The following is a 12,498-nucleotide window of genomic DNA, read 5'->3' as shown; positions in this document are numbered from 1 at the left end:
AAGGGAACGCAAGGGAACGCGCCGCTCGGATGAGATGTTTTTTCTGAGCTGCCTGGGCGGCAGCGAACAATTCCTCAACCTCTATGGTCATGTCTGTGATTTTCTGAGCTGCCTGGGCGGCAGCGAACGGTCGGTGTTGTCGTTGCAAGCGGCGCTGAAATTTCTGAGCTGCCTGGGCGGCAGCGAACGATGAATCACCATCCAGGGAGCGTCTGAAGATTTTCTGAGCTGCCTGGGCGGCAGCGAACTCCAGCGTGTCGTCTAATCGTTGCTGAGCGTCTTTCTGAGCTGCCTGGGCGGCAGCGAACCTGAAAGTAATTCTATTTATCAACCTGTAGACTTTCTGAGCTGCCTGGGCGGCAGCGAACTGGCTGGCGGTGCTTGTTCTGTCACCTCCGGTTTTCTGAGCTGCCTGGGCGGCAGCGAACGAAAAAGACGATAGCACCCAGCTCGTTGTTCTTTTCTGAGCTGCCTGGGCGGCAGCGAACTGCCTGGCGGCTGTTTCGGTGATTGTTATCCCTTTCTGAGCTGCCTGGGCGGCAGCGAACATATCGTTATTATTAAACTGCACAGGCTGACCTTTCTGAGCTGCCTGGGCGGCAGCGAACCCCGGATTTGGCCACTAAAATGCTGACGTTCTTTTCTGAGCTGCCTGGGCGGCAGCGAACTATGCTGCGCTGCCAGGGCGGTCTGGTCGAGTTTTCTGAGCTGCCTGGGCGGCAGCGAACAGACTCACCGTGTTACCGCCAAACCGAATATCTTTCTGAGCTGCCTGGGCGGCAGCGAACATCGCAATAAATCGGCTATCAGGTCTGTACTTTTTCTGAGCTGCCTGGGCGGCAGCGAACCTCGTCGGCCTGGATCAGGACGGGCAGGTTCATTTCTGAGCTGCCTGGGCGGCAGCGAACGGTATCGAGGTTTTTGACCAGCGCCTATGCGTTTTCTGAGCTGCCTGGGCGGCAGCGAACACTTTCAGGATTGGTTTTCCCGCTATCAAAATTTTCTGAGCTGCCTGGGCGGCAGCGAACGAGCAAATCCGTATGAATCACCTACCGGATATTTTCTGAGCTGCCTGGGCGGCAGCGAACCGGACGGGCAGTTTTTAGCTGTAGCGCGCAGCTTTCTGAGCTGCCTGGGCGGCAGCGAACGCTGCTGGCCCAACGTGGCCACCGGGCTGAACTTTCTGAGCTGCCTGGGCGGCAGCGAACTTTGCGGCGTTTGCTGAACAGTGCGGCCGCATTTTCTGAGCTGCCTGGGCGGCAGCGAACGGCCACCCCCGGCGACAAACCACGTTCAACCTTTTCTGAGCTGCCTGGGCGGCAGCGAACATCCTCGCCTCCTCTCGCTCCTCGGGCTCTGCTTTCTGAGCTGCCTGGGCGGCAGCGAACGGTCTCAGTTTCATAGGTTGGTGCACTCTTGGTTTCTGAGCTGCCTGGGCGGCAGCGAACTCTTTTAATGGTGCTACGTTTCGACTAAATCAGTTTCTGAGCTGCCTGGGCGGCAGCGAACCACTCACCTATCTCGCAGCGGCGCCCGCTGGTTTTCTGAGCTGCCTGGGCGGCAGCGAACTTGAGGCTCACTCTCTCGCCGTGCCTTCTTCTTTTCTGAGCTGCCTGGGCGGCAGCGAACAATACCGCGATGATATCGTCGGCCTGCATGTTTTTCTGAGCTGCCTGGGCGGCAGCGAACTCGATCATGGATAAGCAGGCGCGCGTTGCGTTTTTCTGAGCTGCCTGGGCGGCAGCGAACTTTTGAGCTCCCACGGTTACACGATCCTGCCATTTCTGAGCTGCCTGGGCGGCAGCGAACTAGGTTTTATATGAAGATGACCCGCATCTACTTTTCTGAGCTGCCTGGGCGGCAGCGAACAATATTCGTGGTTTAAAAGACATACCCGATTTTTTCTGAGCTGCCTGGGCGGCAGCGAACCAGACGCGGCAAAACTTGCATCGGCAATTATCTTTCTGAGCTGCCTGGGCGGCAGCGAACTGATTCTGAATCCCCTGACGGTGCTAGTTGTTTTTCTGAGCTGCCTGGGCGGCAGCGAACGCCATGTTTATTGAATTTCTCTCTGCTGATCATTTCTGAGCTGCCTGGGCGGCAGCGAACTGACTGAGCATTGCCATCGTTATCGACGTACTTTTCTGAGCTGCCTGGGCGGCAGCGAACATGGACGGTATGCAGATACGCGGGCTGAGAATTTTCTGAGCTGCCTGGGCGGCAGCGAACTGGTCTGATTATCGAGCGTTTGAGATTTTTCATTTCTGAGCTGCCTGGGCGGCAGCGAACGTCAGCTGTCTCGGTTGACTCGATGCCTGACTTTTCTGAGCTGCCTGGGCGGCAGCGAACGGAGGACCTTGTCGAGCGCTTCCTGTACTTCAGTTTCTGAGCTGCCTGGGCGGCAGCGAACATCTATAACGATAGTCAGAATCAGGACTAGAGTTTCTGAGCTGCCTGGGCGGCAGCGAACGAGGTACACCCTCATTACCCAGCACGGGCAATTTTCTGAGCTGCCTGGGCGGCAGCGAACACGGACATTTTTTGGCGGTAGCACACAATAGCTTTCTGAGCTGCCTGGGCGGCAGCGAACTCATCAACTGGTTTTTGCACGCGAGGAAATTGTTTCTGAGCTGCCTGGGCGGCAGCGAACACCGATGAAGGGAATGGTCACGCGGTCCAGGCTTTCTGAGCTGCCTGGGCGGCAGCGAACGTTGGATTCGTTCTGGAATAGACGACCGGCGATTTCTGAGCTGCCTGGGCGGCAGCGAACAACGTGCTGGGGCAGCATACGCCGCACGTCGATTTCTGAGCTGCCTGGGCGGCAGCGAACCGCCCATCATGAATGACCCGCTTGCGGCCATGTTTCTGAGCTGCCTGGGCGGCAGCGAACTGCAACGACGGCCAGCCGCCGGCGGATATGTGTTTCTGAGCTGCCTGGGCGGCAGCGAACCCTGAATACCTTGAACAACACACGTTCTGATGTTTCTGAGCTGCCTGGGCGGCAGCGAACAGAGCAGGTGCTGTCGGCGCCGATCGCGGAGCTTTCTGAGCTGCCTGGGCGGCAGCGAACCTGGATGAAGTGGGGCGAAAGCTCGATCTTCATTTCTGAGCTGCCTGGGCGGCAGCGAACTCACGCTGTCCAGTATGAACATGCCCGCCAGTTTTCTGAGCTGCCTGGGCGGCAGCGAACTAGAGCTTATCAAAAATAATCATCTGATTGTTAAAGAGCTTTAGCCAAAAAAGCGGTATCACCCCTTTTTAAGGTGATACCGCTAAGTGGTTGATTAATGGTTATCCTTTTTCATGTTCAAAAAAAGGGTCAAAACCAGGGTACGGTGGCAGTAGGGCTTAAACCGTAATGGTTGAACGTCCCGGCGACTGGCGCTGCCTGCGGCTTTCCGTGCTCGATGAACAGGGCGAAGCGCTGCTGCGTCGAGCGGCTATTGATTTGCACGAACGGCAACTCAATGCGCTTTTCCGCCACCTTGGCGTAGATCTGGCGCGCCTCGCTTTCAGATACGTCGTGCCGTTTAGCATAGCGCTTGGCGCGGCTGGGGCTGCCGGTATTGAACTGCCTGCGCGCTACGTTGATATGCTTCGCATCCGCAGGCACCGTCTGAACGTCGCTCGCGCTTACGTGATCGCGCATGCCAGTGAGCCAACTGGCGGCCATCAACTGCTCAAGGCTCATCCAGGTGCCATGCAGGCGCAGGTGCCCGCCTAGCGTGCGGGCGCGTACGCCAGGTTTACACAGCGGAAAGCTGACGCCGATCCCGTTTTCTTCCAGATCGAAAAGCGCTCGATGCAGTTTGTTATAAAGCGCGCCCATCAACATGGGTTCGGGGAAATCCGGGTCGGGCCTTAGGCGGATATCGATATAGTGATCCATGGCCTACCCCGCTTCGCCAAATACGCCGCCACGGATGAGAGTCGCCATGACAAAGTGCTGGTTTTCGGTAGACGGCACCTGGTCCTTCAGCAGCCAGTTATCCAGCAGGTTGTAAAAATCCACCTTCTGCTTCGGCTGACGATAAGCACTCCCTTGCGTGGTGACCGAGCCGTAGGGCTCGACGGCGATGGGCCCAAGATCGCTGCCGTCTTCCGGTGCCGGGTACCAGGTGTCGATGGTGCGCAGCGCGTTACCCAGTTTCTGGGAGTGGATAGCGGCTTTCTGGTCATCGCCAATGCTGTAGAGCGTCTTGCTCTTGTCGCCCCGCGAGCGGTCGAGAATCAACTCCTGCGAGGGGAACACTTCTTGGCCGGCGCCCAGCCGTGCAAAGGCAACCACATCGAGCAGCAGATACTGTTCACCGGCCAGCGCCTGAGCAATCACGCTACCCAGCTCTTGGGTTTGAGCATCGCCGGTAAAGTCGCGGGTCGACTGCTCAAGTCCGTCAAAGGTCCAGCTTTTTTCCGGCTGGCCCTGCTTCATCTGGCTGACGACGACCTCGACCTGCTCGGCCCCCATACGGTTGCGCCACAAAAAGCGCCCATTCGCCAGGTTACAGGCGTAGCGGTGGGCCAGCTCGTCGAAGCCGTGCACGTCAACGTAGCCAGACACCGTTTGCTTGAGCTTTTTCTGATACTCGGCGTTGTTGCAGGCGGAGGGCGTGCCTGCGCCTGCCAATACCCGTAGCGTGAAGCGAACCGCCAGGGTGTCGGCATCGTGAGGTAGCGCTGCCACATCGACCGTTTGCAGGTTAGGGCTTTTCATATCAGCATCCAGTTTGGCCGGATCCTGGTCTTTTGCTTTTCGCCGATTAGAGATAGTGCCGCGCACGGATTTTTCGCGCACCGGCACGAAGTCCCACTGTGCGGCTTGATCACGATTTTCCCAATTCCCGGCACGAAACAGCGCATCGGATGGGTCGAGTTTACGCTCGAAAGCGAGGACGGAAGCGGTTTTGAGTGTGTCGTTCTTGGCCATGATGTTTCCCCTTTAATTAGTCTTGTAGCAGCGTGTTGGCGTAGTCGTTTTGCAGGCGATAAATACCGCGATCCAGATCGTTCTCCACGAACCACAGCAGATCGTCGGGCGCTTGAATGCGGTGGGGGCTGACCCACTCACCGATGGAATAGAGACTTTCCACGAATTGAAACGGCACTTCCGGGTCGCGGGCATTGGCGACCTCACCGGGCTCATGTAGCGGCGAAATGGCGCCGTAGCCAACCGGAATGGGCACCAGCCAGCCGGGGTAAGGGCGACGCACACTCCACCGCGCCACTTCTTTTTCCTTACCGTCTTTATCGTCCGTTACCTGCTCGACCTGACAGGTGTGGTTGAGCCGGGAGAGGTCGAGCCAGGCATCCAGCGGCGAGGCATTTTCATCCTTCGCCTTTAGCGTGGCGGTGTGCTCGGTCAGCAGGTCGTCGCGCAGCACCAGCGCGAAACCGGGTAGCAGTCGACGTTTAAGGCGCTGCCACTGCTTGGCCCGCTCGTCTGCGCTAAAGCTTATAAGCTCAGGGCGATGGCGGCGCTGGCTGCCCAACGGTGGCATCACGCTGCCGCCCGCAATCCGCATGCCCTGCACCTGCTCCAATAGCCGCTGAGCAATATCACGGCGGCGCTCGGCACTGCCAAGGTCGTCTCCGCTGGATTCCACATCGATCAGTAACGTGACGTCCAGATGCGCGCGCCCCTCTTCGACAATGGCGGCAGTGTTACCGCTTTTGTCGACCGGGTTGCGCGTCAGGTGAAACGCCTTGATAAAGCCGCCTTCGGTGACTTGCGGTTCGATGTGGTGGCACACCACGCCAATCCCGTTGAAGACCAGTTTGATATCGTCGGGCAGGTTGCGCTCCAGCACCTGCTGAACGCCTAAAAAAGCACTCATGGCGGGAAAGCCCCAGGTCATTGGGCTGGAAATCGCGTTGGCATTCTGGATACGTAGGCGGGGGAGCACTAGAAGGTGATCGATCATGCGGGCGCTCCTTCGATGCTCTCTTCATCGTCGCGCAGAGCATCCTGCAGGTCGTCCAACTGGCGGCGGAAGTTCTCGATGACTTTGCTCATCTGCTTTTGCCAGTAAGCGTGCTCGGGATCGCCCATTCGTAACTTACTCTTATAACTGAGCTCATGGTTGAGCCATCCTGCCGCACGGTCACTGACAACTTCGTGCCAGTTGCTTTGGCGCCGAGCATGAGCAAAGTCGGCATCCAAAGTCGCGCGTCCAGGGTCGAGCCAGAACTGCTCATCACTGATCAACTGGCACTTTTCATCGGCGGTCCAGCCGGGTGCCAGCGAGTGCATATCGAAGGTGAACAACATCAGCTCGTCGACCAGCAGTGCGGTAAAGTCATCGCGCACATCTCGCGTGTGCATGTTTTTCGCGGGGTCGGTTTCCAGAAAGCGTTTTAGCTCATGCAGCGTTTTCCACACCTCGGGGCGACGTTTGAAGGTACGAAACGCCTCGCGCATGGGCGGGGTAATCTCACGCGACTGCCAGTGGGGTGGCAGCGAGGCCAGCAGGTAGTTCTGTCCGCCGCGCTCGCTGTTGAGTTGGCTGACGTTTTGCTGGTTAGATCCCCCCATCTTCTGCACCGCCAAACCAGGATAATCATGATACTCGCCATCAAAGGCTTTACCCGCACGTCGGGCATTTCGGCCTTCCTTTGAAGACGCGCCAAACCGACTTTCACTGATGGTTTTAAAAACAGCATGTGCCAACGATGTGGCAAGCATTGGCGAAAGAAGATAGTAGTTTTTATCCAATGAAGGGTCTTCATGCACCAGCCAGAAAACCTGTTTGCTCAGCGCGTGAGAGCGTTTTTCGTTGCGGGTATCCTTTAAAGAAAGCAGCGCTTGCATTATGTGTTCGGCTTGGCCGGGATCAGAGCTCACCGCTGCTTTTAGCTCTTCATCTTGTGCAAGAATCATATCGAATATGGTTCTGCCACCATGATTGATTCGCAAAAACTCTTTAATATCTCCATCCAGATCAGCGGCATTTCCCGCAGACAAGTCATGCTGGAAGGATTCCCAAGCGATGGAATGAGTACCAATCAGACCTTCTCTCTCGATTTCCGAGATATTGAAATATATATCGGAAGCTTTTTTTATCGAGGGATGTGAGAATTTAGCGACATGCGTAGCGGCTTGCAGTTTCTCTATTTTGTTTGCGGCATACCCGAACCAGTTATCAAACATAAAGCGCTCTATCAGAGCAGCACGCTTGCCTTCATCTTTCTGTGCTTCCAGCCGCTTTTCCAGTCTTGCGGCAAGAAAGATTTCTAGTTTCCCCCTCAATGAGGCACCGTTTTCTTCTCTCTCTTCCACAAACTTCTCCTTATTTATTTTCTACTAACAAATCCCAGCGCCGGATGAAAATGCCATCCGTACGGGGCGTAGTCGGTCTTCAAGCGAATGCGGCCAAAGCGGTTGGCACAGCGCTCGAGACTCATATCCATGGCGTCAGCTTGCTCAGCAAGCGCGGTCATATAGTCCGGCTCGTTCCAAGGTGTGACGTGCGGGTTTTCCAATAGCGCATCCGGTAGCCGGTCCAGTTCGCGCTCTACAGGCGTCAGCGTCTCTTCACGGCCGTTCTGCTCAATGCGGTAAAACAGATAGCCCTCCTCCGCTTTATCCGGCAAGAGTACGAACTCGCTTTCCTGGGCGTTATCTTCGCGAAACGGGGCATGCTGCAGTGCCGTGGCGCTGAGGGCCATCGAGGCGGGCCGGTAGAATAGGTAGGCGCCCAACTCAACTCTGGGTGACCCGCCCCGCCGTTTACGGCGGCCCGTTGAAACAGGTAGCGCTGCGCCTTCCACCATCAGCGAGGCCAGCCGGGCATGCTCCAGGTCGACCAGCTTCCCAGCAGGCTCCAGCGCTTCACTCGGCGTCAGGCGCGGGCGCGAGTCGATCACGTCGATTTCCGGCTCGCGCAGCAATGCGCCGAGGCGGTGCTGCGTCAAAAGCCAGTTGTTGTCTTCAAAGCCGGGATGGCTAAACGCGACCCGCTCCCCTTGCAGGTGCTTCACGTTGGTATCGAGCAGGGCGATGTTGGGCGTGTTGACAGGCTGAGGCCGGTGGCGGCGAATGCGCCCGGCAAGCTGAATGATCGAGCGCATGGAAGAGGGCTCGACAATAGCCCAGTCGTAGTCGTGGTCGCGGCCCACCTCGGTAACCGGCGAACCCAGCACGATAAAGAGATGCTCACTCGCCTCCCCCTTCAATCGCGCTTGAATATCCGGCAGATCGAATACGCCCCATTCATCGCGGCGATCCAGCGCGCGGTCGAGCCGGGCTTCCAGCCGCGAGCGCAGTAGCAGCGGAAACTGCGAGTGGTAAACACAGAGGTGAATATGCGTACCAGCGGGAACGTCCGCACGATAGAGCGCCTGAGCCACCGCCACCAGGGGCGCGATATTGGCCATGCGTACCAGCCCGAAACTGGCGCGTTTGCCGCTTTGCGGGTCCTGGGTGTGATGCGCCGCGTGCAGCGCCAGTGCCTGGGTTAGTACCGTTTGCGCCAGCGTATCGGCCATTGCATCGAGCGATGACGGGGCCGAAAAGGGAACCAGATAGCCTCGGCGTAACGGGTCTTGCTTGACCAGTTTTGCCGCCCGCTTATGGGCAAAGGCGCTATGCGCGGCATCGAAACGTATGCCATCAGCGCAGCTCGCCTGGGTGCAGCCATGCTCATCGAACCAGGCACATACCGGCTCGACGGGAGCACCCGGCTCGCCCCGGTGGCGCTGATATTCAGCGCGGCCTTCCCGGTAGGCATCGAACAGGCCACGCACCAGGGCGGGCGGCAGCGTCGCTGACGAGAGCAGCACCCGAGAGCCCAGCATGCCCGCCCAGTAGACCAGCCGGGTGAGCGCGGGCAGATCCTTGATATCGAAGTCATCCGGTTCGTCGAGTACCAGGTCGCTACTCATCAGACGCAGCATGGGGGCGATCTGGTGGCCGCCGCGAAGGCTTTCGGTGGCGGGCATCAGGTGGTCGATGGTGGTGACAAGAATTGGCGCGCAGATAAGCGCTCGCGTGCGCGGGTCGGTAACGGCCTTGCTCAGCGCCGGGTGCGCGTCCACATTGCCCTCGAAATGCACATGGCTTTGTTCATCGAGCAGCTCGGCCCGCGAATCCGAACCGCCCTGGGCTTGCTGGTGCTCGAAAAGCGCCCGGCTAGCGGCGCCGCCCACGCGCACGGCCAGGTCATCGCTGCCAAGGCCGAGTCGCTCACGGTAGGCCTGGCCGGTTTGCAGCGTCAGAGTGCGCAGGCCCAAGGCAATCGAAAAGCGCGCCCCGGTTTCGGGCTTACTCAAGCCGTAGATAATTCGCCCGTTGGCAATCGTCTTGCCGCACCCGGTCGAGGCCATATTGATCCCGAAAAAACCCTGGGTGGCGCTTTTCTCGCGCAGACCGACGGCCAGGTCATAGGCTTTGTCCTGCCAACGAAAACGCGGATTCTTGCTGCGCGCTTTGAAGCCCTTGTGGCCGGTGATGCCGCTCATCGCGTTCACCATATCGGGCAGGCGATGGGTGATTTCGCCAACCGCCCGCGTGACGCCGAGCAAGTGCTCGGTCAGCGGCTGACTGGGCTGGCGCTTGCCATTCACCGTGGCCGTGTTGGCGTATAGCGTTTGTGACCACGAGCCAGATAAGCGCCCCTGGCCGGTCAAGCTTGAGTAGTGGTGGTCAGCCAACATCAGCGCCATGCGAGCCAGATGCATCACATAGGGCGCCTCCAGTGGCGGCACCTCCCATTTGCATTCTCCCAACTGACGGGCCAGGCGCTGCGCGCGGTCGCGCCAGGATTTCTCGGTGACCGGTAAGCCGTGGGGAAAGTACCAGTAAGGCGCCACGTCTTTTTCCGGGGCCGCCTCGACCCGCTCATTCCACGCGGGCGTAATATCGCGGGGTAGCGTGGGCAGGTTATCCGTGTTGAGCGGCGCTTTAGCGCCGGACCACTTTTGGGTAATGCCATCGTCTTCGTAGGCGGGTAGTGCGGGCAGGCGGTGATGACTGACGATCAGCCAGCCAACGGCAGCGGCCAACGGGGGCAAGTGATTGAAGGGTGGAGGCTTGCTGGCGTCATCCAGACCATCACGATGTAATGTCTCCACCCAGCTTCCAAGCCAGCAGGCGTCATCGGCTGCCGCTGAGTTTTCAAGGCGGCGCAGCCAACCGGCGTCATCGTCGTCGCCCACAAACGCTTCCAACAAGCGCAGCGACACCCATTCGTGGCGGTAACGATTGCGCCCTTCGAGCTTGCCCAGAAGGCGCCATTGAAATGCCTGGCTGGCCTTACCTAAATCATGGAAAAGCGCCGCCAGCGAAGCGAGCAGATGAATCAGCCGTCCGCTGTGCCAGTCGTTTTCGTCCTGGGCACGAAGAATATTGCGCCGGGTGGTGTTGGTCGGCGTGGCCCCCTGCGTGTTAAATTTCGCTGCATCCCCCACCACCCACACAAGCTCGCTATGATCATGCCCACGAATCCAGTGGCAGGCCACGGCGGTGTTCTTACGGGCGGATTTGCGTAAAAGCTTACGCAACGTATCAAGCCCGGCCTGGGTGATCGGTGTTTGCCAGGTGCGGTCCCCTCGGCGCTCGGCGAACTGATCGAGAATACGCCGGGTCTCCTTGAGCGCGTTCTTGTTGCACTGGGAGATCAGCAGCACGTTCATGGCTCGCCGCTCTTCTCTTGATGCCCCAGCGCCTGGGCCACGTCCTTGAGCGTATCGATCATGAAATCGAGGGATTCGGTCCGGGTCAGGCGCTCGATGCAGGCTTGGCGAAATTCCTGCTCTTCATCGCCACGCATGGCAGAGATAAACGCCTGGGGCAGAATCACGGCGTCTTTGACAAGATCCGCCACATCGAACACCAGCCCGCCCCGGCGGGTTTTGCCGTGCAACACGGCAAGCCCATGCGGGATGCCCAACACCCAGGTAGCGGTGGCGGCCAGCCCATACGCCAGGTAGTTGCCATGGTCGAGAAAGCGGTTGGCGGGGTCAACGCCGGTACCGCGTTTGGCACGGGTGAAGTCGCCATAGTCGGTGGCGTTCACCGCTAATTTGAAAAGCGTTTTGGTCAGGCGCGCTTCGAGGGTGAGCAGGTCAACCGTGCTGGGTGCCTGGGCGATCGCTTCGCGATGGTGACCCAGCGCGCCATGCAAATGGTTGGTTGCAATGACGAACCCGGCGTCTTTCATTACCCGGCTGGTCCACAGCGCTTCGATACGCGCAAGGCGGGCCTGCTGGAACGCCCTGGCGGCATCCAGGCGTTTTACGTCATCGAACCAAAAACGCACCCAGTACTGCAGGTACTCCGTGGGCCGGTACTCGCTTTGCGGGGTTAGCCAGGCAACGTCGACATCCACTTCGTTGGCGGCAAACAGCGGCGTGCCACCGCCGCCACAAAAACCCACCAGCACGCCTGCCTTGGCAAGCTCGCGCATCGCCGCTTGAGTAATCGAGGTGCCGGTGCCCAACAAAAGCGAGGTGGTATTGGCGATGGGGATATTCCAGTAGCGCGACTTACTGCCCTCATCGGTGACGTACTCGACCCGGCCGCCGTTGACCAGCACCCGGCAGTGCTGCAGGTAATAAAGATTGGCCCGCTTGGAATGCAGAATGGTTTTTAAATCGGTAGGTGAAAAGTCGTCCACAGCACACCCCCTCAGTCTTTTTTGCCATCTAACCATTCTTTGCAATTGATCTCCATCAAACTCACTCATACTTAGGCATTAAAACGTTTGATTTAATTCCAGCAGGTTTGGAGCGACGTGCTACGCTTAGCGTGTATTTTTATAACTAAAAGGCTTTGACCATGCGGCTACACCCTTGGCTCTGCGCGCTTGTGTGCGCGTTCGCTCTTCCGGTTCACGCGCAAACCGCCAATGACTGGACGCAGTACGACGACGTGTTCGAAAACGGCGCGCGCCAGGCCAATGTGTGGCAGTGGGGGTGGACGGGGATCTACGCGACGAGTCTGGCGGTGAACGCGTATCAGGCCAGTGAATCCAGCAGCCGGGACGACCGATACGACGCCCGTGTGGGAGCGGTGAAGTCCGCCCTGGCGCTGGGCGGCATGTTCACCGACCGCCAACCCCACCCGGCGGCACTTGCGCGCTACGAGCGCTTGAAAGCCGACGGTGAGTTAAGCGGTGTTCAGGCGCTGGGGCTGGAACTTGCCCAGGCAGAGCGGGCACGCCGGGGCTTTGGTGCGCGGGTCGGCTCGCTGGTGGTCAATACCGTGGCCGCCGGGGTGATTGCCGCGGATGGGCGCGGCGACGACGCGGCGATCAATTTTGCCTCGGGCATGCTGGTCAACGAGCTGCAGATCTGGACACAGCCCAACCAGGCGTCCTCCGCCATCAATCGCTTTCAGCCGGCCCGGGTCTCCTTAGGCCCCATTACCCTGGAAGGCGAGTACGCGGTGATGCTCGCGCCGCAGCAAATTGGCGCGACCTGGCGCTACTGAGTAGCCTGGGTGACGATAACGCGAGACAACAGCGCCGCTCAACGCGGCGATAGAGCTTGTTCCTGATTATA

7 protein-coding genes and 1 CRISPR repeat array (1 of these 8 running past the window's edge) are annotated in these 12,498 nt (G+C 58.9%); of the genes, 1 reads left to right on the top strand and 6 read right to left on the bottom strand.

Translation table 11 applies throughout. From position 1 onward, the window contains the following. Positions 1–3,190: a CRISPR direct-repeat array (repeat unit 28 nt; unit sequence TTTCTGAGCTGCCTGGGCGGCAGCGAAC); it reaches 1,291 nt to the left of the window's first position. A 129-nt stretch (positions 3,191–3,319) separates the two neighbouring features. The 6 genes from cas6f to cas1f are packed head-to-tail and all read right to left on the bottom strand — an operon-like array spanning position 3,320 to position 11,612. After that, positions 3,320–3,889, bottom strand: a complete 570-nt coding sequence (cas6f, locus tag ACWF8S_RS01110; RefSeq protein ID WP_447554982.1) for a type I-F CRISPR-associated endoribonuclease Cas6/Csy4 — start codon at positions 3,887–3,889, stop codon at positions 3,320–3,322. 3 nt (positions 3,890–3,892) lie between these two features. Then, positions 3,893–4,927 (bottom strand): type I-F CRISPR-associated protein Csy3, encoded by a 1,035-nt coding sequence (csy3, locus tag ACWF8S_RS01105; RefSeq protein WP_447554981.1) that lies wholly within the window; start codon positions 4,925–4,927, stop codon positions 3,893–3,895. 16 nt (positions 4,928–4,943) lie between these two features. Then, complete coding sequence (gene csy2 / locus ACWF8S_RS01100; protein WP_447554980.1) at positions 4,944–5,921, bottom strand: type I-F CRISPR-associated protein Csy2; 978 nt, start codon at positions 5,919–5,921, stop codon at positions 4,944–4,946. Then, positions 5,918–7,276 carry a type I-F CRISPR-associated protein Csy1 gene (gene csy1 / locus ACWF8S_RS01095; RefSeq protein WP_447554979.1) on the bottom strand — a complete coding sequence of 453 codons (1,359 nt, stop codon included), beginning with the start codon at positions 7,274–7,276 and terminating at the stop codon, positions 5,918–5,920. The genes csy2 and csy1 overlap by 4 nt, the downstream gene beginning before the upstream one ends. A 14-nt stretch (positions 7,277–7,290) precedes the next feature. Further along, positions 7,291–10,629, bottom strand: a complete 3,339-nt coding sequence (gene cas3f, locus ACWF8S_RS01090) for a type I-F CRISPR-associated helicase Cas3f (RefSeq protein ID WP_447554978.1) — start codon at positions 10,627–10,629, stop codon at positions 7,291–7,293. Next, entirely contained in the window at positions 10,626–11,612 is a 987-nt protein-coding gene (cas1f, locus tag ACWF8S_RS01085) for a type I-F CRISPR-associated endonuclease Cas1f (RefSeq protein ID WP_447554977.1), read from the bottom strand. The genes cas3f and cas1f overlap by 4 nt, the downstream gene beginning before the upstream one ends. Positions 11,613–11,773: 161 nt before the next feature. Here cas1f and ACWF8S_RS01080 point away from each other — a divergent pair, with 161 nt between their 5' ends. Further along, positions 11,774–12,427, top strand: coding sequence for a hypothetical protein (locus ACWF8S_RS01080; protein ID WP_447554976.1), 654 nt, complete (start codon positions 11,774–11,776; stop codon positions 12,425–12,427). The last annotated feature ends 71 nt before the right edge of the window (positions 12,428–12,498 follow it).

The sequence above is a fragment of the Vreelandella xerophytica genome, from assembly GCF_968048975.1.
Note: the sequence above shows the minus strand (reverse complement) of the source record. Positions and strands in the feature narration are given on the sequence as shown.

Bases quoted from the DNA above. Each gene is read 5' to 3' on its own strand.
- cas6f (WP_447554982.1), bottom strand. From the start codon at position 3,889: ATGGATCACTATATCGATATCCGCCTAAGGCCCGACCCGGATTTCCCC.
- cas3f (WP_447554978.1), bottom strand. From the start codon at position 10,629: ATGAACGTGCTGCTGATCTCCCAGTGCAACAAGAACGCGCTCAAGGAG.
- ACWF8S_RS01080 (WP_447554976.1), top strand. From the start codon at position 11,774: ATGCGGCTACACCCTTGGCTCTGCGCGCTTGTGTGCGCGTTCGCTCTT.
- csy3 (WP_447554981.1), bottom strand. From the start codon at position 4,927: ATGGCCAAGAACGACACACTCAAAACCGCTTCCGTCCTCGCTTTCGAG.
- csy2 (WP_447554980.1), bottom strand. From the start codon at position 5,921: ATGATCGATCACCTTCTAGTGCTCCCCCGCCTACGTATCCAGAATGCC.